The sequence below is a fragment of the Reyranella sp. genome (genome assembly GCF_965249915.1).
In the GTDB taxonomy this organism is placed as follows: domain Bacteria; phylum Pseudomonadota; class Alphaproteobacteria; order Reyranellales; family Reyranellaceae; genus Reyranella.
Window position 1 is genome coordinate 5,276,605 of the sequence record NZ_OZ252257.1, and the last position, 23,409, is coordinate 5,300,013.

Genomic DNA, 23,409 nt, shown 5'->3' on the forward strand with positions numbered 1-23,409 from the left:
GAGGTGGAAGAGTCAGGGCGTCCACTCCGCGACGTGCGCGGCCCGCTCGGGCCGTGCCGGAACCGGGGCGGTCGAGGATGCGGGTGTGCCGGCAGTCAGGAAGCCCACCAGGCGCGACGGCGGCTCGAAGCCCAGCAGCGCGTTGACGTTGGGATCGTAGGTGTTCGGGCCGGTCACCCACATGCCGCCATAGCCCAGCATGTGCAGCGCGTTCAGCATGTTCATCGCCGCCGCGCCGGCGGCGAGCAGCTGCTCGATCTCCGGGATGTTGCCCGGCTTCACGACGGCGCCGACGGCGATCAGCATCGGTGTGCGGCGGACCCAGGCACGATAGCGCTCGGCGAGTGCTGCGGCATTCGCCGGATCGCGCACGGCGGCAGCGTCGCCCAGCCGTTCGCCAAAGGCGAGGCGCGCCTCGCCGCGGATGACGACGAAGCGCCAGGGCCGCAGGCGCCCATGGTCGGGCGCGCGCAGGCCGGCGTCGAGGATCAGATCGAGGTCGGCACCCTCGGGCGCCGGCTCCTGCAGGGGACCCACCGAGCGGCGGGACAGCAGTTGGTCGAGGGCGAGCAGGCGAGGCTCGCGCGCATGGATGATGTCAGGCATGACATCACATTTAACCTAAATGCAAACGATTGTCATTTGCAATCAAGAGACGGCTTTCGCGCCCCTCAGGATCGGCGGAGCGAAGCGGAAGGCGGCGCCCAGCCGGTTCCAGGCATTGATCGTGGCGATCGCGACGGAGAGGAAAGTCACTTCCTCCTCGCTGAAGTGCCGGCGGACAGATTCGTAGGCGTCGTTCGAGATGCTGTGACCCACCAGGCGCGTCAGCGTCTCCGCCCAGGCGAGCGCGGCGCATTCCCGCTCGGAGAAGATGCCGGCTTCTTCCCACGTCGCCACCAGGTCGAGCTTCTCCTGCGGCAGGCCGAGCTTGCGCGCGACGTTGAGATGGATCTGCAGGCAGAAGGCGCAGTTGTTGAGCTGCGACACGCGCAGCTTCACCAGTTCGACGATCTGCTTGTCGACGCCGGAGTCGTCGGCCTGCCGGCCCATGGCGATCAGCGACTGCTGGGCGACCGGCGCGATCTTCGCGAAGGCATCGTAGGTGAGGCGGGGTTGGGACATCGAGGGCTCCTAATATCAGAGTGCTGATATTAGGAGCCCCGATCCGCTTGGCAAGACGCCGGTGCTTCCCGCCGCCTCGTGTCGGGCCTCAGCCCATGTCGAGCTTGAGGCCTTCCTTGTCGATGACGCCCTTCCATTGCGCGATCTGCGCGGTGACGAAGGCGTTGAACTGCTCGGGCGTGCCGTAGGCGGGGAAGCCCGCCATGGTCTTGATGCGTTCCAGGGTCTTGGGATCGCTGAGCCAGGCCTTCATCTGGGCGTTGAGCGAATCGACGATGGGCTTGGGGGTACCCGCCGGCAGGAAGACGCCGAACCAGGTCGACACGTCGAAGGGCTTCAGCTCCGGCATGGTCTCGCAGATCGGGACCAGGTCGGGGGTGAGCGGATTGCGCTGCGCCGAGGTGAGGCCGAGCGCGCGCAGCTTGCCGGCCCGAACGAACTCGATGGCGGTCGTCAGATTGTCGAAGAAGAACTGGGTGACGCCTGCGGTCAGGTCGTTGAGCGCGGGCGCGGCGCCGCGATAGGGAATGTGCTCGGCCTTCGTTCCCGTGAGCTGCAGGAACCAGGCGCCGCACAAATGGGGCGACTGGCCGGTTCCGGACGAGGCGTAGGAGGCCTTGCCGTTCTGCGCCTTCAGCCAGGCGACGAATTCCGGGATCGTCTTGGCCGGGACGGACGGGTGGACGACCAGCACGTTGGGGGCGGTAATGGCGTTGGACACCGGGATCAGGTTGGCCGGCGTGTAGGGCATGTTGCGGTAGAGCGAATAGGCGATCGACTGCGGGCCGATATTGCCCATCAGGATCGTGTTGCCGTCGGGAGCCGACTTGACGACCTCGGCCGAGCCGATGACGCCGCCCGCGCCCGACTTGTTGTCGACGACGCAGGACTGGCCCCACGCCTCGGTGAGATAGGACGCCAGCAGGCGGGCGGCGATGTCGGTGGTGCCGCCCGGCGCGGCCGGGCAGACCATGCGCACGTTCTGGGTGGGCTTCCACGCGGCCTGGGCCTGCAGACCCCGCGGCAGCAAGGCGGCGGCGGGCAGGGCGGCGGCCGTTGAGAGAACGGCGCGGCGGGACAGTCTACGGGTCATTCTCAAATTCCTCCCTTGATTCGTGATTGTTACCGACGGCGTACCATGGCCGCGCTGGCAAATCCGCCACAATTCCCGTATCTATTCGACGTGCGGTTGCCCCCAAATCGCCGGGCTTTTCCGGCGGTTTTTCCCCTCGTCTCAACGGGTCCGCGCCAAGGAGGAATATCTTGAAGAGGCGCACTTTCGTCTCCGGCTCGGTCGCGCTCGCCGCCGGTACCCTGGCCGCCCCGGCCATCGCTGCCACGATCAAGCCCTACAGCTGGGATCTCAACCCGCCGATGGACTCGCGCGAGAACTTCATCGCCTGGGGCAAGGCCCGCGGTGAGGACCCCGTGTTCCTCGGCCAGCGCTGGGACCGTTTCCAGGCCCTGATCAAGAACAAGGATATCTGGGGCCAGGCGACCATGCGCGCCTTCCTGCTCACCCCGCGCGAAGAGTTTGCCGCGATCAGCCCGGCGATTGCCAAGCGCGCCTACGAGCATGCCTTCCTCGATATCGGCTACGGCGTGACCATGTCCGGCCCGCACGTGCAGGGCCGCATGACCAACGTCATCGACGTGAAGCGTGGCGAGAAGGTGCTCGAAATCGGCACCGGTTCGGGCGTGCAGTCGGCCTACATCGCCAACCTCACCGAGAACGCCTACACGATCGAGATCATCGCGCCGCTCGCCCAGCGCACGCGCGGCCTGTACGACAAGCTCATCGACAAGGGCTACACCGAGTACAAGCACATCAAGACCAAGAACGCCGACGGCTTCTACGGTTGGGAAGAGGCCGCCCCGTTCGACAAGATCATCGTGACCTGCGGCATCGACCATGTGCCCCCGCCGCTGCTGCAGCAGCTCAAGTCCGGCGGCCTGATGGTCATTCCGGTCGGCCCGCCGGGCGCGCAGCGCGTGCTCAAGGTGACCAAGACGCAGGGCGCCGACGGCTCCATCACCACCAGCCGTGAGGACATCTACGGCGGCAAGATCGTGCCGTTCGTACCCTTCACCAAGCTCGATGGCGACAAGATCGTCGGTACGCACAACCGCTGAGGTCGTGCGGACGGCGCTTGGATGACGCCAGGGGAATGGTGTCATCCCGAGCGTAGCGAGGGATCCTTGATCGGACGCAGTGAAGGATCCCTCACTGCGTTCGGGATGACACGAGCTTTGGGGATCCACTGACGCCTCCCGCTACCCTCTAGAGATCGCATAAAGCGATCCAACAAAAACAACGGAGATCCCCCTTGTCCGTCACGGTCGATCTCGATCACCGCCCGCCACTCGCCTTCTATCTGTCCGTAGGCCTCGTCGCCGGCAGCATCATCGCGCTGCAGATCGGCATCATGCGCGTGTTCTCCGTCGGCAGCTGGGCCCATTTCGGCTCGCTGGTCGTGAGCCTCGCGATGTTCGGCTTCGGCCTCACCAGCGCCGTCATGTGCGTGGGCAAGAGCTGGTTCGAGCGTCACTGGATCGGCTCCGTGAAGGGTGCGCTGCTGGCCTTCGGGCCGTTGATGGTGGTGTGCAACCTCGCCGCCCAGCAAGTGCCGTTCAACGCGATCTTCCTGATCTCCGATCCGATGCAGAAGTGGCGCCTGTTCGCCAACTTCGTGCTCTACTTCCTGCCGTTCCTGGCCGGCGCCCTCTATCTCGGCGTCATCTTCCTGAAGGCGCAGAAGACCTTCAACCGCGTCTACTTCGCCGATCTCGTCGGTTCGGGCCTGTGCGGCCTCACCGTGCTCCTGGCGATGTATGCCTGGCGGCCCGACGACCTCATCATGGCGCCGCTGCTGCTGTGGCTGGCCGGCGGCCTGCTGTGGTTCGTGGCGCTGGGCGATCGCAAGGGCATGGCGGCCATCGTCATCGTCGCCATCCTGTCGGCGGCGGTGCACCATTTTGCGCCGCAGGTGCTGGGCATCCCCAAGCTCGCCGTGTCCGACTACAAGGGCGTCTCCTACGCCCGCAAGTTCCCCGACGCCCAGCGCGTCTACGAGCGTGCCTCGCCGTTCGGCTACCTCGAGGTCTATTCCAGCTCCTACCTGCATTTCGCGCCGGGCCAGTCCGACAATGCGGCCTTCAACCTCGAGAAGATGCCGTCGAACGCCTATCTCGGCCTCTACATCGATTCCGAGGGTCCCGCCGGCATCATCAGGGACCTGCCGGCCGAACAGACGGCCTACTTCAAGTACCTGCCGATGTACTACCCGTACCTGCTGAAGAAGGACCCGAAGACCTTCGTGGTCCAGTTCGGCGGCGGCATCTCGACGGCGGTGGCGCTGAAGTCGGGTTCCAGCCAGGTCACGGTGGCCGAGGGCAATCCGGCGCTGCTGACGGCCTTCCGCGAGGACAAGGGCCTGCGCGACTTCACCGGCGACATCCTGAACAATCCCAAGGTCAACGTCATCGACTATGACGGCCGCCTCTACGTCGCCCATACCAAGAACCGCTACGACGTGATCGACCTGTCGCTGGCCGATTCGGCCGGCCTGTCGAGCCCCGGCGGCTTCTCGATCGTCGAGAAATACTCCTACAGCCGCGAGGCGATGAGCGCCTACATGCGCGCCCTGACGCCGGGCGGTGTCCTGTCGGTGACCTTGTGGAACAAGGAGGAGCCGCCCAAGTCGGTGCTGAAGCTCTATGCCACGATGGTCGCCGCCGCCCGCGACGTCGATGGCGGCAAGGACATCGGCCAGAAGTTCTACGTCGTCTCGTCCTACCTCTCGACCGCCACCGTGCTCTACAAGCGCGACGGCTTCACGCCGGCCGAGATCGAGATGCTCAACGCCCACACCAAGGCGATGTCGTTCGACGAGATCTATTATCCCGGCCTCAAGGTCGACACGGCCGACCTGAAGCAGATCCTGCAGGACTATCGCGACCAGTTCTTCTTCGCCGGCCATGCGGCCGATCCGACCGCGCCTGCGGAGACGGAACCCAACGACAAGCCGCCCCCCGGCGCGACGACAGAGGGTGCTCCCGGCTCGACCGAAGCCAAGGCCGACGGCCCGCCGCCCGCGCCGGTCGTGCCGGCGACCGTGCTCGGCCGCCTCGCCTGGCATTACCTGCTCGAAGGCGGCTGGCAGAAGGTCGCGGACGAGTATGTCTTCGACACCCGCATCCTGACCAACCACCAGCCGTACTTCGCCGCCTACATCAAGGTGGGCGACCTGCTGAAGTTCACCGACCGGCTCGAGCTGGTGCAGGACGAATGGGGCTACCTGCTGCTGTGGGCGACACTGGGAATCGCGACCGTCTTCGCGCTGACGCTGGTGCTGTTCCCGGTGGTCTTCGGCTGGCGCACGATCTTCAGCCGCTATCCCGGCAAGGCCGGCACGATGCTGTACTTCCTCTGCCTCGGGCTGGGCTACATCATCGTCGAGGTGGGCATGATCTCCCACTTCATCCTGGCGCTCTCCAACGCCACGGTGTCGGCCTCGGTCTTGATCACGGGCATGCTGGTCTTCTCCGGCATGGGCAGCTTCTTCTCGGAGCGCTTCCTCGATCGCGCGCGCAGCTTCATGCCCAAGGTCTTCCTGGCGATCTTCGCGATCCTGGCGACCTATGCCTTCACCATCGACTACGCGCTCGACTGGATCGGCACGCTGCCCTACGCCCTGCGCATCGTGCTCTGCCTGCTGATCGTGTTCCCGCCGGCGTTCCTCATGGGCTTCCCCATGCCGACGGCGATGACGATGCTGGGCCGCCTCGGCAAGGACCACATGTTCCTGTGGGCATGGGGCATCAACGGCTGCTTCTCGGTGATCGGCGCGGCGCTGGTGCCGATCGTGGCGACCAGCTTCGGCCTCCCGGCCGTGGTGCTGGTCGGCGCCTTCGCCTATCTGATCGCGCTGCCGGCGTTCTTCTCCGTCATCATGCCGCTCCAGCCCCAGGCGACGGGGGCAGGGCGGCCCGCCGCCGCGTGAAGCGACGGGCGCTGCTGCTGGGGGCTCTCCTGATGCCGACCGCCGTGCACGCCCAGCCCAAGAAACCCAGCAAGCGGCAGGCGCCCAAGCCTGCCGCGAAGCCCGCGGCGGTGCATGCCGCGAAACCTGCACCGCCGGCACCGCCGCCCGGGCTCAAAGAGGCGAAGACGCAGCTGGCGGCGTTCGACGCCTCGCCCTTTCCCTATCGCGGCTTCATCCCCGATACGACCAAGCCCTTTCTCGACGCGCGCGATGGCAAGCGGCGCGGCCATACGACCGGCCGCGGCGACGTCTATTGGGAGGACGCGACCTACAGCGATCGCCGCTCGCTGCTCTATCTGCCGCAAGGGTTCGATCCGTCGCGGCCGGTACTGATCCTGCTCTTCCTCCATGGCCAGGGCGCCACGCTGGAGCGTGACGTCGTGCTGCGCCAGGCGGTGGCGCGGCAGGTGGCCGAGTCGGGCAAGAACATCGCCCTGGTCGCGCCGCAGCTCGCCTACGACGCCCTCGATTCGAGCGCCGGCAATTTCTGGCGCGGCGGACATTTCGCCCGGTATCTCGACGAGGCGGCGGAGCGGTTGATGCGCCTCTATGGCGACCGCAGCGCCGGCCGCGGCTTCAATCTCGCGCCCGTGACGATCGCCGCCTATAGCGGCGGCTATCTGTCGGCCGCCTACGCGCTGGAGCGCGGCGGCGCCAACCATCGCGTGAACGGGTTGATCCTGCTGGACGCGCTCTACGGCGACGAGCCGAAGTTCGCCGCCTGGTTTGCCGCGCGTCGAAGGCAGGCCTTCCTGCTGAGCGCCTTCACCGACTCGACCAAGGACGAGAACGCCACCCTGCAGGGGCTGCTGACCAAACGGCGCATTCAGTTCACACGCACTGTCCCGCAGGCGCTGACACCGGGGACGGCTTGCTTCGTGGGCCCCACCGGCGGGCTCGACATGCATGGCGATTTCGTTACACGCGCGTGGCAGGCCGATCCCCTGAAACAGGCGCTTTCCCTGATTCCCGGATACGTCCCGGTTCATGGTAAAAAGAACGCATGAGCGATCCCCTGCGCCAGGAACTCCTGGAAATCTTCGCCGGCCGCGCCACGCGCCGGTACGGCCTCTCCGACATCAACCAGCTTCAGCATGCGCTGCAGTCAGCGGCGCTGGCCGAGGCCGACGGTGCGCCGCCGGCCACCGTGCTGGCCTCGCTGCTGCACGATGTCGGCCACATGATTCACGGGCTGGGCGAGGATCCGGCCTCCGAAGGAGTCGACGACGTGCATGAGGAGCTGGGCGCGCAATGGCTGGCCGAGCGCTTCGGTCCCGCCGTCAGCGAGCCGGTGCGCCTGCACGTGACGGCCAAGCGTTATCTCTGCACGGTCGAGTCCGACTATTTCGGCAAGCTGGCGGCCGACTCGGTGCGCAGCCTCCAACTCCAGGGCGGACTGATGTCGCCCGACGAGGTCGAAGCCTTCCGCGCCAACCCGTATCACGCCGAGGCGGTGCGGCTGCGCCGCTACGACGAGGAAGCCAAGGACCCGCGCGCCAGCACGCCCGACTTCGACTACTACCTGCGCCACGTCCCGGCCTGCCGGCTCTAATCGCCTCCACCGATGACGTCGCATATGAGGTAAAGGTCCCTCACTGCGTTCGGGATGACAATTTTGTTGGGGTTTGCGCAGTGCGCCGATCCAACAAACGCTGTCATCCCGAACGCAGTGAGGGACCTTTCACTTTCCTCAAAGAGCCAGGAACAGGAAGACGAATACGATGATCTCCCGAACCGAAGTCCAGGCCGCCTGGGGTCTGATTCGTCCGCACGTACGGCGCACGCCGGTCATCGAGCTCGCGGCCGGGTCGCTCGGCGTGACGTCACCGCTCGCGTTGAAGCTCGAATCGCTGCAGGTCAGCGGCTCGTTCAAGGGGCGCGGCGCCTTCCACAAGCTGCTCGCCTCGAAAGTGCCGGCCGCCGGCATCATCGCCGCATCGGGCGGCAACCACGGCGCCGCCGCGGCCTATGCCGCGCGCGCCCTGGGCCACAAGGCCGAGATCTTCGTGCCGACCATCGCCGCCCCCGCCAAGGTGGCCCGGCTGCGCAGCTACGGCGCGGTCGTGAATCAGATTGGCGCCGTCTACGCCGAAGCCCGCGCCGCCTCCGAGGCGCGCGCCGCCGAGACGGGTGCGCTGATCGTGCCGGCCTATGAGGACGAGGTCGTGTTCGCCGGCGCGGGCAGTGTCGCGCTGGAATTCGCCGAGCAGGCGGAGTTCGACACGCTGCTGATCGCCGTCGGCGGCGGCGGCCTGATCGCCGGCTGCGCCGCCGCGATCGGCTCGTCGAAGAAGATCGTCGCCGTCGAGACCGAGGGCACGCCCACGCTGCACGAGGCGCTGAAAGCCGGGAAGCCGGTCGATGTCGCGATCTCCGGCATCGCCGCCGACGCGCTGGGGGCCAGCCGCATCGGGACTCCCAACTTCGAGATCGCGCGGACGTTGGTCCGCTGCTCCGTGCTGGTCACCGACGAGGCCGTGCGCGAAACGCAGCGCGCGCTGTGGGACGAACTGCGCCTCGTCGCCGAACCGGCCGGCGCGACCGGCCTCGCTGCGTTGCGCGCCGGGGCCTATCGTCCCGCACCGGGCGAACGCGTCGCGACGCTGATCTGCGGCGCCAACACCGATCCGGGCTCGGTGGCGTAGCCAAGAGCGTCAGTGGCGTTATCTGGCGGCCGGCTTCAGCGATACGAGATCGAGGGTGATTGTCTTGCCGGGTGTGCGCCAGTCGGCAAAGCTTTCCTTGACCGAGGCCGAAACGGCCGGCGCCCACCAATGAATGGTACGGCCGTTTGAGTTGGCCTTGCTTTCCTCGACCCGGAACGCGTCGAAGCTGCCGGCTGGCACCGTGACCTTCTCGTAGGCAGCGACGGTCATCGTGACGGTGGAGGTGTAGCTCTTGCCGTCGCGGCCGACGACGGTGACGGCGTTCGTGATCTTGTTGCCGACCTTGAGCGGCCACAGTGCCTTGAGGTCGAGGCCCTTGGCGAAGGACTCGCCCTGTGCATCGACCGAGCCGACGAGGCCGTCATGCACGCGCAGCGTCTCGGCCTTGCCGTTCGAGAGGCTGTCGTACAGGCAGACGGTGGCGTCCTGCCCCGCGGCGGTGTTCACTTTCTCCCAGCCGTCGCCCGTGTAGCTGAACCGGGTGCCGTCGGCCGGACACTGGAAGGAGGCGGTCTGCGCGTTGGCACTTCCTGAGACAGCGGTAGCGAGCAGGGCAGCGAGCGCTACCGACTTCATGAGCTTGATCCTCCGGTGTCACGCCACTAAGCGCGCGCCGTAGGCTGCAAGTCAAATCTGGCTAGCGGGTGACCTCGGTCACGACCGCGCGGTTGGCCTTGCCGGCGCCGTCGCTGAAATCGTAGCGGATGGCGAACTTGTCGGCGGGCGAGATCCACCAGCGCGAGATGGTGCGCTGGCCCTTGTCGCCGGTCTCGTTCATTTCGATCAGGAAGGCGTCGATCATCTTGTCGCCGGGCCCGGTGCGCCGCTCATAGCGCGCCACCGCGAGCTTGTAGGTCCAGGTGCCGCCGCCGGCCCTGTAGCTCGCTTCGATCTTCTTGCCGACTTCGAGCGGCCACAGGCGTTCGGGCCGCAGCGCCGCAATATAGGCGGTAAGGTCCGCGCCATCGGCCGACGGATTGTCGAACAGCAGCGCGCGCAGCTTGAAGGGCTTTCCGCCGACGCGGTCCATGAGGCAGTCCATGCCCTCGCGACCGCGGGCCACGACCTTGACGCCGCTGTCGTAGGTGAAAGTCGTGCCCGGGTCGGGGCAGGCGAACTCCATGGTCTGGGCGGACGCGGCGACGGAAAGAGTTCCGGCGGCCAGCAGGGCGGCGAAGAAGGCGGGCAGTCTCATGGCCGCGATCATAGCCCAATCAGACGAAATGGCACGCCGCCTGCACGCCATTGCCCACCGCGCGCAACGCGGGCTTCTCGACCCGGCAGCGATCCTGGGCCATCGGGCAGCGCGAATTGAACGGACAGCCGGGCGGCGGGTTGAGCGGGCTCGGCAACTCGCCCTGCAGCACCGTGCGCTGACGTGCGCGCGCAAGCTTGGGGTTGGCGATCGGCGCCGCCGCCAGCAGGGCCCGCGTGTAGGGGTGCCGCGGCTCGCGCCAGATCTGGTCGCGGCCGCCGACCTCGAACAGCATGCCGAGATACATCACCGCTACCCGGTCGGCGATGTGCTCGACCACGCTGAGGTCGTGGCTGATGAAGAGATACGAGACGCCGAACTGGCTCTTCAGGTCCTCGAGCAGGTTGATCACCTGGGCGCGCACCGAGACGTCGAGCGCCGAGACCGGCTCGTCGCAGATGATCAGCTTGGGGCTGAGCGCCAGGGCGCGGGCGATGCCGATGCGCTGGCGCTGGCCGCCGGAGAATTCATGCGGATAGCGTTGCTTGGCGTCGCTCGGCAGGCCGACCCAGCGCAGCAGCGTCTCGACCCGCTCGGCCGTGGCGTCGGCCTTCCAGCCGGCGAGCACCAGCGGCTGGGCCACCGAACGCCCCACCGTCGAGCGCGGGTTCAGCGAGCCGTACGGGTCCTGGAAGATCATCTGCACCTTGCGGCGCATGTCGGTGAGCTGTTCGCGGTTGAGCGGTGCGATGTCGACACCCTCGATCAGGATCTCGCCGCCGGCGACGGGCACCAGCTTCATGATCGCCTTGCCCAGGGTGGACTTGCCGCAGCCGGATTCGCCCACCAGTCCCAGCGTCTCGCCAACCGCGAGGTCGAGGCTGACGCCGTTGACGGCGCGGACGACGCCGCCCGCGGTGTCGAACTGGACGCGCACGTCGCGCAGGGAAAGCAACGACATGGTCAGCCTCCCTGCGCCGCGAAGCAGGCGACGAGGCGGCCTGGGCCGGGCGCCGTGAGCGCAGGCTTCTCGGTGAGGCAGCGCTCCATCACCCGTGGGCAACGCGGCGCGAAGGCGCAGCCCTGCGGCAGGGCGTTGAGCGGCGGCACCATGCCGGGAATGTCGGCCAGCCGCTCGGCGCGTTCGCCGCCCGGTGTCGGCGTCGCCCCGATCAGGCCTACCGTGTAGGGATGCAGCGGGTTCTCGAACAGGTCGTCGACCGAGGCCTCCTCGACCTTGCGGCCGGCATACATGACCACGACCCGGTCGGCCGTCTCGGCCACCACCCCGAGATCGTGAGTGATGAAGATCATCGCCATGCCGGCATCGGCCTGCAGCTTCTTCAGGAGCGCCAGCACCTGGGCCTGCACCGTCACGTCGAGCGCCGTGGTCGGCTCGTCGGCGATCAGCACCGACGGGCTGCAGGCGATCGCCATGGCGATGATCACCCTCTGGCACATGCCGCCGGAGAGCTGGTGCGGGTAGGCGTCGAGGCGGCGGGCCGCGTCGGGCATGCCGACCAGTTCCAGCAGCTCGTGGGCCCGCACCCTCGCCTGGCCGCGGCCGAGCTCGGTATGGGTCATCAGCACTTCGACGATCTGCTTCTCGACCGTGGCGACCGGGTTCAGCGAACTGAGCGGGTCCTGGAAGATCATGCCGATCTCCTTGCCCCGGATGCCGAGCATGGCCTCCTCGGGCAGGGGCACGATGTCGCGTCCGTTGAGCTTCACCTGGCCGCCGACGATGCGGGCCGGCGGATCGGGCAGCAGCCGCATGATCGAGAGTGCCGACAGCGACTTGCCGCAGCCGGACTCGCCCACCAGGGCCAGGGTTTCGCCGGCGCCGACGCTCAGGCTGAGCCCGTCGACGGCCTTCATCTCGCCGCGGCGGGTGAACAGCGTCGTCTGCAGGCCGGTGATTTCGAGGGGAAGGGCCGAGCCGCTCATCACCGGTCCCTCAGCTTCGGATTGAGCGCGTCGTTCAGCCCGTCGCCCACCAGGTTGAGGCAGAGCACCGTGATCATGATCGCAATGCCCGGGATGGCGCAGATGTACCAGGAGCTGCGGATGAGCTGGCGCCCGTCACCGACCAGCCGGCCCCAGCTCGCGACGTTGGGATCGCCCAGGCCGAGGAAGGAGACGGCGGATTCGAACAGGATGGCGCCGGCCACGACCAGCGACGAGAGCACGATCACGGGCGGCAGGGCGTTGGGCAGGATTTCCGAAACGATGATTCGGAAGTCGCTCATGCCCATCGAGCGGCAGGCCTGCACGAACTCGCGGTCGCGCAGCGACAGGAATTCGGCGCGGGTCATGCGCGCGATCGGCGTCCAGCTCACGATGCCGATGGCGATCACGATGTTGGTCAGGGTCGAACCCAGGATGACCACGATGGTCAGCACGAAGATCAGGTTCGGGATGGTCTGGAACAATTCGGACACCCGCATCGCGACCTCGTCGACCCAGCCGCCGAAATAGCCGGCGATGGCACCGACGCCGACGCCGATGATCGTGGCGACCGCCGAGGCGAACAGGCCGATCAGCAGGGTCGCCCGCGCGCCGTGGACGATCATCGAGAGGATGTCGCGCCCCAGCGAATCGGTGCCCAGCGGAAACTCGGGATCCTCGCCGGGCCACAGTTCGGGCAGGCCGACGATGCGCAGCGGGTCGGTCGGAAAGAAGACCGAGGCGAAGACGGCCATCAGGGCGACGACCAGGATCAGGCAGGCGCCGACCAGGGCGCCGCGGTTGCGCGCGAAACGGCCGAGGAACTCGAAGCGGGGGAACGCGAAGCGCTGCATCAACGGATCTCGATGCGCGGGTCGAGCCACATGTAGATGAGGTCGACCGCGATGTTGGCGGCGATGACGACCAGCGAGCCCAGCACCATGATGCCGAGCACGACCGGATAGTTGCGCGAGCTCACGCTGTCGAACAGCAGCGAGCCGACGCCCGGCCAGCTGAACACGCTTTCGATCACGACGCTGCCGGCCAGCACCGTGCCCATCTGCACGCCCAGGATCGTGACCACCGGGAGCAGCGCGTTACGCAGCACGTGATGGATCGTGACCTTGTTGCGGCTGAGCCCCTTGGCGCGGGCGGTGCGCACGAAGTCGAGCTGCGCGACCTCGAGCATCGAGGAGCGCATGACGCGGGTGTAGATCGCGGCATAGAACAGGCCCAATGCCAGAGTCGGCAGGATCAGGTGATGCAGGATTTCGAGGACGCCCCCGGTACCGCCGATCTTCATCATGCCGCCGACCGGCAGCCAGCCGAGCTTCACCGAGAACAGCACGATCATCATGATGCCGAGCCAGAAACTGGGCGCGGCGTAGAAGAACATGGCGGCGACCGAGACCAGGCTGTCCCAGAAGGTCCGGACCTTCATCGAGGCGACGACGCCCGCCGCCACGCCGATCGAGATCGCGAGCGTGATGCTCGACACCATCAGCAGCACGGTTGCCGGCAGGTGGATCCAGATCGCCTGGATGACCGGCATGTTCTGGCGATAGGAGAAGCCGAAGTCGAAATGCAGCAGCGCCCAGATGTATTTCAGCAACTGCATCCAGACGGGATCTTCGAGCCCGTAGGTCTTGCGCAGCAGCGCGACCGTCGCCGGGTCGCTCACCTGGTTCTCGGCCGTCATCAGTTCGAGGAAACTGCCTGGCGCCATCTGGATCAGGCAGAAATTGATGATCACCACGCCCAGCATCAGCGGGACGGCCTGGATGAGCCGTCGCCGCAGGAGCCGCAGTGCCGCCGCCCGACGGGCCGAACCGCGAAGCGTGGGCGTCGGCGAGACTAGCTCGCCAGCCATAGGTCTCCCCAGCTTGCCGCGAGGAAGTTCGGGTCGTTCGAGTGGTTCTGCACCTTGGTGCTGGCCAGGGTGATCGACTCCAGCTCGACCAGCGGCAGGAGCGGGGCCTCCTGCGTGGTGATCTTCTGGAATTCGACGACCAGCGCCTTGCGCTGCGCCGGGTCGGTCTCGACCTTGATCCGGTCGACAAGCTTGTCGACGTCGGGATTGGAATAGCCCGAGGCGTTGCGGAAGGGCACGCCCTTCAGGATTCCGTCGGTCGTGAAGTACTGCGTGGTCGACGGCACCGGCTCCGACGGATTGGCCTGGTTGGAGATCGCCAGGTCGTAGTCGTAGTCGGTGTAGATGCGCTTCAGCGAGGTCGGGCGATCGGGGACCGTGAGGTTGACGCCGACGCCGACATCCTCGAGCACCTGCTTCACATAGGCGCCGACCTTGCCGTTCTCCGGGAACCAGCCGGCGGCCAGCAGGTTCAGGGTGAAGCGCTTGCCATCGGCCTTCTTCGGGAAGCCGGCCGCATCGAGCAGGGCGGCAGCCTTCTTCGGATCGAAGCCGGTCTTGAAGGTGTCGGCGGTGAAGAACTCCTTGTTGGGGGAGTAGATCGGGCTCGTGCCCGGCCGCGCGTAGCCGTAGTAGACCGTCTTGGCGATGAACTCGCGATTGATCGCATGGAACATCGCCTGCCGGACCTCGCGCTTGGCGAACACCGGATTGCGCATGTTGCATTCGAGCGTCGTCGACCAGACCGCTTCCTCGTAGCCCTTCGGCGTGGCGACGAATTTGCCGGTTGCGGTGAGGCGCTTGATGTCGGGCGGCGCGACGGGATTGAACACGCCGATATGGATGTCGCCGGCCTCCATCGCCGCGGCGCGGCCCGCCGGGTCGCGCACGTAGCGGATGATCAGACGGTCGAGATAGGGCTGGTCCTTCTTCCAGTAGTTCTCGTTCTTCACGTATTCGAAGTGGCTGCCGCGCACCCACTCCTTGAACTTCCACGGACCGGTGGCGATCGGCGCGTTGTTCGCCGGATTGGTGACCGGATCGCTGCCGGCATAGACATGCTTCGGCACGATGTAGGCGACCGGCGAGCACAGGGTCGACGCGAAGAAGAACTCCGGCGTCGGATTGTTGTACTTGAAGACGACCGTGTCGGCGTCGGGCGACTCGATGCCGGCGAAGTCGGTGAGCGCCGAGGCAACGGCGTACTTCTTCCAGATCTCATTGACGGAATAGACGACGTCGTCGACCGTCATGTCCTTGCCGTCGTGGAACTTCACGCCCTTGCGGATCCTCACCGTGTAGGACTTGAAGTCGGCCGCCGGCTTCCACGATTCGGCCAGCACGCCCTCGAACTGGCCGTCCATTCGCCTCAACGCGAGCCGCTCGAACAGCTTGGACGACGAGAAGGTCGGGCTCGAGCCGCCACCGGCCGGCACGTAGCAGGCCTGCGGCTCGCCGCCGCCCCAGGTCGCCACCAGCGTGCCGCCCCGCTTGGGCGTGCCCTGTGCGAAAGATTGTCCCGAGGTGCCGACCAGACCCGCGGCAACGATACCCGCGCCGAACACGCGGCGTGAAACCTTGATCGTCATTAAATCCTCCGTTCCCCAATCCCCAAGGCAGCCCAAGCAAACTTCATACCGTGTGGCCTAGGCAGGCAGGGTCGAGTAGGTCGCGCGACCGATGGCCAGCAGCACCATCTTGTCGTTGAACACGTCGACATCGACGACGCCGACGCTCTTGCCATTGCGACGCACCGTGGCCGTGGTGATGAGCTTGGTCTTGATCGCCGGCCGCAGGTAGTCGACGCGGAAGTTGATGGTCGGCAGGCCCCGCCGCAGCGCCATGATCAGCGCATAGTCGCCGACCGTATCGATGACGGCTGCAAGCGGGCCGCCGTGCCACTGGCCCGTGCCCTTGCCGCGCTCGAATTCCGGGCGCATCTCGCATTCCATCGTGACGCGTTCCTTCACGGGATCCGCCTCGGTGACCTTGAGGCCGAGGAAGGAGATGAACGGCGAATGGTCGAGCATCGCCTGCAGTTCGGCGTCGCTCAGGGGCTGGAGCTTGTCGCTCATGGGGCCACCACGATTTTGCCGAACACTTCGCGATCCTCGATCACGCGCAGCGCCTCGCGCGCTTCGGCGAGCGGGAAGACCTTGTCGACCAGCACCTTGAGCTTGCCGCTCTGCACCAGCTCCAGGAGCTTCTCGATGTCGCTGCGCATCCAGCCGTTGGAACCCAGGATCTTGAGCTCGAAGGTCCAGATGAAGCGGATGTCCTCGGTCGGTGCGTAGCCGGCGGTGGCGCCGCAGGTCAGAAGGCGTCCGCCGACCTTGAGCGTCTTGAGCGAATTCACCCAGGTGTCGCCGCCGGTATAGTTGACGACGACATCGACGCCCTGGTCGGTGCCGTTGCCGCGCCGCGTCGGCTTGCCGTACATCGCGAAGATTTCCTTCATGAAATCCTTCTCGATGTAGTTGATCGTCTTGTCGGCGCCGAGCTCGGCCAGGCGCTGGGCCTTGGCGTCGGTGCCGGCACAGGCGATCACTTCGCAGCCGGCGAGCTTGGCGAGCTGCAGGCAGCACACGCCGACGCCGCCCGAGGCGCCCAGGATCAGGACCTTCTCGCCCTTCGCGACATGGCCGTTGGTGACCATCATGCGCAGCGCGGTGCCATAGGCCACCGGCAGTGCCGCGGCATCGGCATAGCTCACGCCGTCGGGAATCTTGATCAGCTGGTGGGCGCGCGCCTTGCACAGTTCGGCCAGGCCGCCATGCACCGTCTCGCCCATCAGGCCGCCTTCGACCCGGTTGATCGGATCGACCAGGACGCGGTCGCCCTTCTTCCAGCCGGTGACACCGGGGCCGACCTCGGCGATCTCGCCGGCGACGTCGAGGCCCATGATGGCGGGCATCGGCACCTTGATGCCCGGCATGCCGCGGCGGGTGAAGACGTCGTGATAGTTCAGCGAAGACGCCTTCACCGCGACGATCACATCGCCCTCGCCCGGCGTCGGATCGGGGAAGTTGGTCTCGAAGACGAGGCGGTCCGGTCCGCCATGTTCACGGACGACAGCAGCTTTCATTGTTATACTTCTCCAGTTGGGATTTGCTTCGCGAGGACGCGCTTGTCGATCTTGTTGGTGCCGGCGAGCGGCATCTCGTCGATGAACAGTACGCGTCTCGGATGCTGGTAGGCCGGCGCATTGGCCAGCGCATAGGTCTTCACCGCCTGCTCGTCGAGATCGGCGCCGGCGGCCTTGACGACGAAGGCGATCGGCTTGTGGCCCTTGAGTTCGTCGGGCACGGGAATCACGGCGGCCTGGTGGATGCCGGGATGTCGCTCGAGCATCTTCTCGACCTCGCCAGGGTAGATGTTCTCGCCGCCGCACACGAACATGTCGTCGACCCGGCCCACGAAATAGAAGAAGCCGTTCTCGTCGCGCCGGAAGACGTCGCTGGTCCGGTAGTAACCGTCCGCCGTCATCACCTCGGCGGTCTTGGCCGGCAGCTTGTGATAGTGCGTCATCAGCGCGCCGCACTTCATCTGGAGCTCGCCTTGGTCCTGCACTTCCTTTCCGTCGCGCACGAGGCGGAGCTGAACCTCGGGATGCGGATAGCCCGTCGAGAGGACCGGCTGCGGCAGGCCCTGGGGATGGGGGCCGAACACGACGGGGCCGGCCTCGGTGGTGCCGTAGCCGTTGCTGACCAGAGCCTTTGGAAACACCGCGTGCACCTGGTCGATCAGCGATTGGGTAACGGGCGCGGAGCCCATGCGCACGGCCTCGACGGCCGAGAGATCGGCGCGGCTGAGCAGCTCGCGCTCGCGCAGCATCATCGCGATCATGGTCGGCACCGAGGTCAGGAAGGCGACGCGATGCTTTGCGGCGGCCTCGATGTAGCCACGGGTCGTGAACTGCGGCAGCAGTACCACGGTGTCGCCGTGCGAGAAGGTCGTCTGGCACATGGCCAGCCCGTTCATGTGATAGAGCGGCGCGGCCACGAGGGCGCGCTGGCCCTGCGGCGCCGGCCGGCGCACGCGCTGGCTGATCGCCCAGAGATGCGAGTAGTGCGAGAGCACCACGCCCTTGGGCCGACCCGTCGAGCCCGACGTGTAGAGGAACATCGCCGGTTCCTCGGGCTTCATGGCAAGCGGCGTGAACGGCCCCCCTTCAAGCAAGCCCGCGTCGAGCAGTGCCTCGAAGTCCTTGTCGAAGGAGAGTTTCGGCACATCGTCGGGCGCCAGCGGCAGCCGCGCATCGTCGCCGATCACCAGCTTGGCGTCGCAGTCGCCCACGACGTAGGCGACCGTCTCGGCCGGCAGCTTGTAGTTCACCGGAACGGAGACGAGGCCGGCCTGCATGGTGCCGAGGAAGGTCAGCAGGAACTCGGCGCGGTTGGCCGAGAGGATCGCCACGCGATCGCCGCGCTGAAGGCCGCGCTTCAGCAGGCCGCGCGCCACCGCGCCGCTCAGCCGCAGAAGGTCGCCATAGGTGTAGGTTCGTTCGCTGCCGTTGCCGCCCGCGTCGATCAGCGCCACGCTGTCCGCCGGCACGTCGCGCGAAATCGCGTCGCCCTGGTTGTCGTACTTGATCGTCACCATGATGCGAGTCCCGAAAGTGCCTGGTCGGTGAGCTTCAGCCCGTAGTCGAGCGTGTCCTTGCGCCATTGACCGTCGAAGGGACAGAAGGCGTCCATCATGTCGGCCTGCAGGGTGGCGCGCACATCGGAGTCCAGCCCGTGCTGGCGGCGCAGCCACTGATCGAGCCGCAGCACGCGGCGCATGTTGACGCCGCGCGTGCCGAACTCGATCACCGCGCCGCACATGTCGCGATTGCCGAGGAAGCGCTGCACGCCGTGAAAGACCAGGCCGGTATAGTTCGGCCGCTCCATGCCGTGCGGCCGCACGCCGTCGACATTGTCCTTGCCCCACCAGTCGCAGGCGCGTGCGAACAGCGGGCCGGCGGGATCGTTGAAGCAGAGGAAGAACGGCTTGCCGTACTCGCCGATGCCGGTGTGCCAGTCGATGAAGGCCACGCGCTCGGCGTCGGCCAGCGTTTCGTCGACGATCGTCTGCAGCGTCCGGTTCGACCATTCGCGGTCCTTGCCGCCGAACATCAAACCGTCCTGATGCTGGTACTGGCCGCGCGCCAGCGTATCGAACAGCACGTCGCGGCCCTTGCTCTCGGCGAAGCGGTCGAGCACGCCGCCGACCCGTTCATTCTCCGCATCTGTCCATTCGCGGATCAGAAGATCGGCATGAAGCGTCTCGTAGTGCGGATTGGCCGGCGCCGGGCCCGCATCGCGGTCGATGAAGTTGCGGTTGAGATCGACGTTGTTCTCGGTCGTGCGCGTGAAGTGCGCGAAGCCGTAGGGATTGAGCCCATGCACCAGCACCACGCCGACACCGGCGGGCAGTCGTGCCGGGCCGCCCGAGGCCAGCCAGCCGATCTGCACGGCCGAGCCGGAGAAGCCTTCCTGGCCGTGCGTGCCGCTCAGGAACAGCGCCTGCCTTGGGGCCGTGCGGTCGCCGAAGCAGGCGACGTCGATCGCCAGCGGCCCGCCGTCGGGCGCCTTCTTGGCAGGATGCAGGAACGACCGCACCTCGCCCTGCGCGGCCGTCGCCGCCTTCAGGAATTTCGCGCGCGCGTTGGCATAGCTCGCGGCGAAGCAATCGTAGTATTCCATAGTGTCCCTTCTCGGCCGCTCCCCAGCAGCCCTGACGATCGCCCGTCAGCCTATTCGATGAACTCCAGCACCGCGTTCAACGCCTGTTTGGCCGGCACGACGACCCGTCCCGCACTCTGCGTCACGCCGCTGATCTTGCCATCCTGCAAGGCACGTGCCGCCTTCGCCGCCGACAGCGTGCGGAAAGTGAGGCCGGCCATATAGGCCTTGCGGCCCTCGGCGTCCGGCACGGCATCGCCGAACTGCGCCTTGAGCTCGTCCTCGGTCACGATATCGACACGCGAATTGCCGACCACGACGGACTTGCCGCCCTTGATGTCGCGCACGGCTTCCGCTCCGAACATGTCGGCATAGAGCTTCGAGGCCGCGGCGGGATCCGGCTCGACGATCAGGAAGCGCACGATGGCGACCGTGCCGTTGGCATGGTGACGCCACTCGTCGCGCCATACGACGTCGCGCGTGAAGTGATGACAGTAGTAGACGCGCCCGTACGGCACGACGCCAGCCTTCATGCGGACCGTGCGGAAGCGCGCATCGCGCATCTCGTCGCCCACCTTCACGGGGCGCGTGAACTCGACGGGCGGGTCGACAGGGACACCCGCCTTGCTCAGCGCTTCGTAGGTGACGGCGGAATCTTCGGCACCGAAGACGAGGCCGTTGAGGCCGAACGGGAAGGTGAGAAGGTCGAGGCGCCCCGACGAGGCGTCCTTCGGAATGGCGATCAGCTCGAGATAGTCCGTGCCGAACATGGCGAGGTGGTTCATCGACCCCAGCGAATGATAGCCGCGTTCGGTGAGCGAAAAGCCCAGACGCGTATAGACGTCCGCCGCATGGTCCATGTCGTTGCGGGCGTTGATGACCACGTGATCCAGCGTCGCTACGGGCAGCTTCATCTCATTCCCCTCTCGCCATTCACAGCGTCGCCCATCTTGGCACGGCGGGCACGTCACGTTTTCTTATATTAAGGGGCGATGCTTTCGTGTGCGAAATCTATTTCCAAGTTCCGCAGACAATGCAGAAATGAAATCCTATTTCTGCCCCATGACGACCAACACCATTTTGTGGCCTGCGATTTGCTGCGCGCCTACGCCAATGCGTTGCGCGAAATGACTTCGCGATAGAAGGCGGCGCTGAGCTTGGGCGTCCTCTTCTGCGTGGCATAGTCGACATGGACGAGACCGAACCGCGTCGCATAGCCGTCGGCCCATTCGAAATTGTCGAGCAGGCTCCACAGGAAGTAACCGCGGACCGGAACGCCCTCGGCGGTGGCGCGCTGCAGGTGCATCAGGCAGTTCCGCAGGTACATCACGCGATCGACGTCGTAGACCGTGCCGTCCGGCGTCGGCTCGTCGGCCGCCGACGCGCCGTTCTCGGTGATGAAGATGTCCTTCACCTGCCACAGCCGGGCGGCATGGCGCGGCGCCCAGTACAGCGCCTCCGGTCCGAGCAGGAGCCAGGACGAGGCCATGTGGGGATGCGACGACGGGAAGGGCACCGAGGTGAAGCCCGGCGCGGCCTCGCTCGCCAGCACGTACTGGCTGGGCGCATAGACGTTCAGCCCGACGAAATCGACCTTGCTGGAGATGATCTTCAATTCCGCGTCGGTGAATCGCGGCGCGTCGCGGCCCGCCCTGGCGAGCCAGGCGTCGGTGTAGCGGCCCTCCATCATCACCGTGAGGTAGGGCGCGTTGAGCTCGCGCGTCGCCAGCTCCGCGGCCCTGATGTTCTCGACCGTTTCGACGGCGGGCAGCGCCGTGGCGATGTTCTCGGCCGGGCCCACCCGGGTGCCGCGACGTCCGCTGGCGCGCACGGCCTGCACGGCGAGGCCATGGGCCAGTACCGCATGATGACGGACCTGGTTCAAGCGTCCGGGCGGCAGCTTGAGGCCCGGCGCGAAGTTCCCGGTCTCGTGCCCCTGTTCGACGAAGGTCTGCATCTCGTTGATCGTGAAGACCTGGCGCACGCGATCGGTGAGCCGGCGGGCGACGTGGCCTGCGTAGTCGCCGAACGCCTGGGCGGTGTCGCGCGATTCCCAGCCGCCGCGATCCTGCAGCGCCTGCGGCAGGTCCCAGTGATAGAGCGTCGCGAACGGCTCGATGCCGGCGGCGAGCAGTTCGTCGACCAGCCGGTCGTAGAAATCGAGCCCCTTGGGATTGGCGGTTCCCGTGCCGTCGGGAAAGACCCTCGGCCAGGCGATCGAGAAACGATAGGTGCGGGCGCCGATCGACTTCATCAGCGCCACGTCTTCCTTGTAGCGATTGTAGTGGTCGACGCTCGTCTGGCCGGTCGAGCCGTCGCGGATCCGGCCCGGCTCCCCGGTGAAGGTGTCCCAGATCGAGGGACCGCGGCCGTCCTCGCGGGCGGCGCCCTCGACCTGATAGGCCGAGGTCGCGGTGCCCCAGCGGAAGCCGTCGGGAAAGCCCGCCGGGCGGCGCGGGCCCTGCGCGTTCCGGGGGGTGGTGTGGGCCGATCCGTAGGCCGTTGCCGCCAGAGCGGTCGCGCCCGCCGCGGTGAGCAGGGCGCGGCGGCGGTTCAGTTTGAGGGGCATGGGGTCGAGCGGCTCCGGTCTGTCACGGACCGTACGGAAGCATCCGCCATGCCATCCCGCCCTGCGCGGGCGGGTTCGGTTTTTAGGCGCTTTCGTTACTGAGCACGTCGCCGAACAGCTTCCAGGTCTCGCCGTCGAAGGCGGAGAGCCGCACCGACTGGATGGGATAGAAGTCGGTCGGGCTGGTGTTGATCTTGATGCCCGGCAGCAGCATCGGCACCACCAGGTTCTTCATACTGGCAGCCTGCTTCATCAGGTTCTCGCGCGTGAGGTTGTCGCCGCAGGCCTCGAGGCAGTGCCGCATCGTGGCGGAGACGGCATAGGCATAGGTGTTGCCCGAGTCGGCGGGATTGGCGTCGGGCAGGTACTTCTTCATCCACGCGTCCCATTCCTTGTAGTCCGCGTCGTTGACCCACTGCGTGTCGGTCGCGTCCTTGAGATAGGACGCGGTGATGATGCCCTTGCTGTTGTCGAAGCCGGCCGGCTTCAGCACCGCGGCCACGGAGGCCGAGACGTTGGCGAGATAGTGGTCGGGCTTCCAGCCGAGATCGGCCACCTTGCGGATGGCCTGCGCCGCGGCCTTGGGGGCGCAGTCGTTGAAGAACACGTTGGCGCCGGAGCTCTTGATCTGGATGATCTGGCTGTCGACGGTCGGATCGGTGACTTCGTAGCTCACCTTGGCGGTGACGTACTTCTCGTTCTCCTTGCCGAGGCCCGCCAGGAAGCCGCCGCTGTAATCCTTACCCGAATCGTCGTTCTGGTAGATGATGCCGATGCGCAGGTCCTTGAGATTGTCCTTGTGCTTGGCCAGCACGTGCTTGGCGTAGATCGCCGCCTCGGTGTGATAGTCGGGCTGCCAGCCCATGGTCCACGGGAACTCCTTGGGCATGCCCCACTTGGACGCGCCGGTCGCCACGAAGAGCTGCGGCACCTTCTTCTGGTTCAGGTACTTCTGCACGACCGTGTTGGTCGGCGTGCCGAGCAACTGGAAGATCGCGAAGACCTTGTCGTCCTCCACGAGCTTGCGGACCATCTCGACGGTCTTGGGCGGCACGAAGCCGTCGTCGTAGGTGATGAAGTTGATCTTGCGGCCGTTGATGCCGCCCTTGTCGTTGACCATCGTCCAGTAGGCCGCGATCGCCTTGCCGATCGTGCCGTAGGCCGAGAGCGGCCCGCTATAGGGATTGGTGTGGCCGAGCTTGATCTCCTTGTCGGTCACGCCCGGGTCGTACTTCTTCTGGGCACTTGCGATGTAGGGGGAGAACGCGAACGCAGCACTGCCAGCCGCGAAAACGCGGCGACGCATCTTGATCATTGTTTCCTCCG

22 protein-coding genes are annotated in these 23,409 nt (G+C 66.5%); 5 read left to right on the forward strand and 17 right to left on the reverse strand.

All coding sequences use genetic code 11. The features are described from left to right. Window positions 1–12 precede the first annotated feature (12 nt). The 3 genes from ACP15H_RS25880 to ACP15H_RS25890 form a co-directional block, all read right to left on the reverse strand. Window positions 13–606: a nitroreductase family protein gene (locus ACP15H_RS25880; RefSeq protein WP_425069004.1), complete on the reverse strand. Its 594-nt coding sequence runs from the start codon at window positions 604–606 to the stop codon at window positions 13–15. A gap of 42 nt (window positions 607–648) precedes the next feature. Further along, window positions 649–1,125 carry a carboxymuconolactone decarboxylase family protein gene (locus tag ACP15H_RS25885; RefSeq protein ID WP_425069005.1) on the reverse strand — a complete coding sequence of 159 codons (477 nt, stop codon included), beginning with the start codon at window positions 1,123–1,125 and terminating at the stop codon, window positions 649–651. An 88-nt stretch (window positions 1,126–1,213) separates the two neighbouring features. After that, window positions 1,214–2,218 carry a Bug family tripartite tricarboxylate transporter substrate binding protein gene (locus ACP15H_RS25890; protein ID WP_425069006.1) on the reverse strand — a complete coding sequence of 335 codons (1,005 nt, stop codon included), beginning with the start codon at window positions 2,216–2,218 and terminating at the stop codon, window positions 1,214–1,216. 170 nt (window positions 2,219–2,388) lie between these two features. Between ACP15H_RS25890 and ACP15H_RS25895 the strand changes: the two genes are divergently transcribed. From ACP15H_RS25895 to ACP15H_RS25915, 5 genes are all read left to right on the forward strand, one after another. Beyond that, window positions 2,389–3,258 carry a protein-L-isoaspartate O-methyltransferase family protein gene (locus tag ACP15H_RS25895; RefSeq protein WP_425069007.1) on the forward strand — a complete coding sequence of 290 codons (870 nt, stop codon included), beginning with the start codon at window positions 2,389–2,391 and terminating at the stop codon, window positions 3,256–3,258. A gap of 194 nt (window positions 3,259–3,452) precedes the next feature. Further along, window positions 3,453–6,128: a hypothetical protein gene (locus tag ACP15H_RS25900; RefSeq protein WP_425069008.1), complete on the forward strand. Its 2,676-nt coding sequence runs from the start codon at window positions 3,453–3,455 to the stop codon at window positions 6,126–6,128. Next, window positions 6,125–7,177: an alpha/beta hydrolase gene (locus tag ACP15H_RS25905; protein WP_425069009.1), complete on the forward strand. Its 1,053-nt coding sequence runs from the start codon at window positions 6,125–6,127 to the stop codon at window positions 7,175–7,177. The genes ACP15H_RS25900 and ACP15H_RS25905 overlap by 4 nt, the downstream gene beginning before the upstream one ends. Continuing rightward, a complete protein-coding gene (locus ACP15H_RS25910; RefSeq protein WP_425069010.1) occupies window positions 7,174–7,722 on the forward strand; it encodes an HD domain-containing protein in 549 nt (182 codons plus the stop codon). Before ACP15H_RS25905 ends, ACP15H_RS25910 begins: the two co-directional genes overlap by 4 nt. A gap of 169 nt (window positions 7,723–7,891) precedes the next feature. After that, window positions 7,892–8,815 (forward strand): serine/threonine dehydratase, encoded by a 924-nt coding sequence (locus ACP15H_RS25915; protein ID WP_425069011.1) that lies wholly within the window; start codon window positions 7,892–7,894, stop codon window positions 8,813–8,815. An 18-nt stretch (window positions 8,816–8,833) separates the two neighbouring features. Here ACP15H_RS25915 and ACP15H_RS25920 read toward each other — a convergent pair whose 3' ends face one another. From ACP15H_RS25920 to ACP15H_RS25985, 14 genes are all read right to left on the reverse strand, one after another. After that, window positions 8,834–9,412, reverse strand: coding sequence for a hypothetical protein (locus ACP15H_RS25920; RefSeq protein WP_425069012.1), 579 nt, complete (start codon window positions 9,410–9,412; stop codon window positions 8,834–8,836). Between the two features lie 61 nt (window positions 9,413–9,473). Next, window positions 9,474–10,031: a hypothetical protein gene (locus tag ACP15H_RS25925; RefSeq protein ID WP_425069013.1), complete on the reverse strand. Its 558-nt coding sequence runs from the start codon at window positions 10,029–10,031 to the stop codon at window positions 9,474–9,476. Between the two features lie 19 nt (window positions 10,032–10,050). After that, the gene (locus tag ACP15H_RS25930) at window positions 10,051–10,992 is read right to left on the reverse strand and encodes an ABC transporter ATP-binding protein (protein WP_425069014.1); all 942 of its coding nucleotides are present in this window, start codon (window positions 10,990–10,992) and stop codon (window positions 10,051–10,053) included. Window positions 10,993–10,994: 2 nt separating this feature from the next. After that, the gene (locus ACP15H_RS25935) at window positions 10,995–11,978 is read right to left on the reverse strand and encodes an ABC transporter ATP-binding protein (RefSeq protein ID WP_425069015.1); all 984 of its coding nucleotides are present in this window, start codon (window positions 11,976–11,978) and stop codon (window positions 10,995–10,997) included. Next, complete coding sequence (locus ACP15H_RS25940; protein ID WP_425069016.1) at window positions 11,978–12,832, reverse strand: ABC transporter permease; 855 nt, start codon at window positions 12,830–12,832, stop codon at window positions 11,978–11,980. Before ACP15H_RS25940 ends, ACP15H_RS25935 begins: the two co-directional genes overlap by 1 nt. After that, window positions 12,832–13,848, reverse strand: a complete 1,017-nt coding sequence (locus ACP15H_RS25945; RefSeq protein WP_425069017.1) for an ABC transporter permease — start codon at window positions 13,846–13,848, stop codon at window positions 12,832–12,834. The genes ACP15H_RS25940 and ACP15H_RS25945 overlap by 1 nt, the downstream gene beginning before the upstream one ends. Beyond that, a complete protein-coding gene (locus ACP15H_RS25950; protein ID WP_425069018.1) occupies window positions 13,833–15,437 on the reverse strand; it encodes an ABC transporter substrate-binding protein in 1,605 nt (534 codons plus the stop codon). The genes ACP15H_RS25945 and ACP15H_RS25950 overlap by 16 nt, the downstream gene beginning before the upstream one ends. Window positions 15,438–15,494: 57 nt before the next feature. Beyond that, window positions 15,495–15,923, reverse strand: coding sequence for a PaaI family thioesterase (locus tag ACP15H_RS25955; protein ID WP_425069019.1), 429 nt, complete (start codon window positions 15,921–15,923; stop codon window positions 15,495–15,497). Further along, the gene (locus ACP15H_RS25960) at window positions 15,920–16,933 is read right to left on the reverse strand and encodes a zinc-binding dehydrogenase (RefSeq protein WP_425069020.1); all 1,014 of its coding nucleotides are present in this window, start codon (window positions 16,931–16,933) and stop codon (window positions 15,920–15,922) included. Before ACP15H_RS25960 ends, ACP15H_RS25955 begins: the two co-directional genes overlap by 4 nt. A gap of 2 nt (window positions 16,934–16,935) precedes the next feature. Further along, window positions 16,936–18,450, reverse strand: a complete 1,515-nt coding sequence (locus tag ACP15H_RS25965) for a class I adenylate-forming enzyme family protein (protein ID WP_425069021.1) — start codon at window positions 18,448–18,450, stop codon at window positions 16,936–16,938. Then, window positions 18,444–19,535, reverse strand: coding sequence for a M14 family metallopeptidase (locus tag ACP15H_RS25970; RefSeq protein ID WP_425069022.1), 1,092 nt, complete (start codon window positions 19,533–19,535; stop codon window positions 18,444–18,446). The genes ACP15H_RS25965 and ACP15H_RS25970 overlap by 7 nt, the downstream gene beginning before the upstream one ends. Before the next feature lie 50 nt (window positions 19,536–19,585). Then, entirely contained in the window at window positions 19,586–20,428 is an 843-nt protein-coding gene (locus ACP15H_RS25975) for a VOC family protein (protein WP_425069023.1), read from the reverse strand. A gap of 191 nt (window positions 20,429–20,619) precedes the next feature. Then, window positions 20,620–22,083: a GH1 family beta-glucosidase gene (locus tag ACP15H_RS25980; protein ID WP_425069024.1), complete on the reverse strand. Its 1,464-nt coding sequence runs from the start codon at window positions 22,081–22,083 to the stop codon at window positions 20,620–20,622. Between the two features lie 82 nt (window positions 22,084–22,165). Then, window positions 22,166–23,398, reverse strand: coding sequence for an ABC transporter substrate-binding protein (locus ACP15H_RS25985; RefSeq protein WP_425069025.1), 1,233 nt, complete (start codon window positions 23,396–23,398; stop codon window positions 22,166–22,168). Window positions 23,399–23,409: the final 11 nt, after the last annotated feature.

Excerpts from the sequence above, each read along its gene's own strand:
- ACP15H_RS25965 (WP_425069021.1), bottom strand. The coding sequence starts at position 18,450 with ATGGTGACGATCAAGTACGACAACCAGGGCGACGCGATTTCGCGCGAC.
- ACP15H_RS25960 (WP_425069020.1), bottom strand. The coding sequence starts at position 16,933 with ATGAAAGCTGCTGTCGTCCGTGAACATGGCGGACCGGACCGCCTCGTC.
- ACP15H_RS25925 (WP_425069013.1), bottom strand. The coding sequence starts at position 10,031 with ATGAGACTGCCCGCCTTCTTCGCCGCCCTGCTGGCCGCCGGAACTCTT.
- ACP15H_RS25980 (WP_425069024.1), bottom strand. The coding sequence starts at position 22,083 with ATGCCCCTCAAACTGAACCGCCGCCGCGCCCTGCTCACCGCGGCGGGC.
- ACP15H_RS25930 (WP_425069014.1), bottom strand. The coding sequence starts at position 10,992 with ATGTCGTTGCTTTCCCTGCGCGACGTGCGCGTCCAGTTCGACACCGCG.
- ACP15H_RS25950 (WP_425069018.1), bottom strand. The coding sequence starts at position 15,437 with ATGACGATCAAGGTTTCACGCCGCGTGTTCGGCGCGGGTATCGTTGCC.
- ACP15H_RS25915 (WP_425069011.1), top strand. The coding sequence starts at position 7,892 with ATGATCTCCCGAACCGAAGTCCAGGCCGCCTGGGGTCTGATTCGTCCG.
- ACP15H_RS25910 (WP_425069010.1), top strand. The coding sequence starts at position 7,174 with ATGAGCGATCCCCTGCGCCAGGAACTCCTGGAAATCTTCGCCGGCCGC.
- ACP15H_RS25945 (WP_425069017.1), bottom strand. The coding sequence starts at position 13,848 with ATGGCTGGCGAGCTAGTCTCGCCGACGCCCACGCTTCGCGGTTCGGCC.
- ACP15H_RS25920 (WP_425069012.1), bottom strand. The coding sequence starts at position 9,412 with ATGAAGTCGGTAGCGCTCGCTGCCCTGCTCGCTACCGCTGTCTCAGGA.
- ACP15H_RS25885 (WP_425069005.1), bottom strand. The coding sequence starts at position 1,125 with ATGTCCCAACCCCGCCTCACCTACGATGCCTTCGCGAAGATCGCGCCG.
- ACP15H_RS25940 (WP_425069016.1), bottom strand. The coding sequence starts at position 12,832 with ATGCAGCGCTTCGCGTTCCCCCGCTTCGAGTTCCTCGGCCGTTTCGCG.
- ACP15H_RS25985 (WP_425069025.1), bottom strand. The coding sequence starts at position 23,398 with ATGATCAAGATGCGTCGCCGCGTTTTCGCGGCTGGCAGTGCTGCGTTC.
- ACP15H_RS25935 (WP_425069015.1), bottom strand. The coding sequence starts at position 11,978 with ATGAGCGGCTCGGCCCTTCCCCTCGAAATCACCGGCCTGCAGACGACG.
- ACP15H_RS25890 (WP_425069006.1), bottom strand. The coding sequence starts at position 2,218 with ATGACCCGTAGACTGTCCCGCCGCGCCGTTCTCTCAACGGCCGCCGCC.
- ACP15H_RS25975 (WP_425069023.1), bottom strand. The coding sequence starts at position 20,428 with ATGAAGCTGCCCGTAGCGACGCTGGATCACGTGGTCATCAACGCCCGC.
- ACP15H_RS25955 (WP_425069019.1), bottom strand. The coding sequence starts at position 15,923 with ATGAGCGACAAGCTCCAGCCCCTGAGCGACGCCGAACTGCAGGCGATG.
- ACP15H_RS25880 (WP_425069004.1), bottom strand. The coding sequence starts at position 606 with ATGCCTGACATCATCCATGCGCGCGAGCCTCGCCTGCTCGCCCTCGAC.
- ACP15H_RS25970 (WP_425069022.1), bottom strand. The coding sequence starts at position 19,535 with ATGGAATACTACGATTGCTTCGCCGCGAGCTATGCCAACGCGCGCGCG.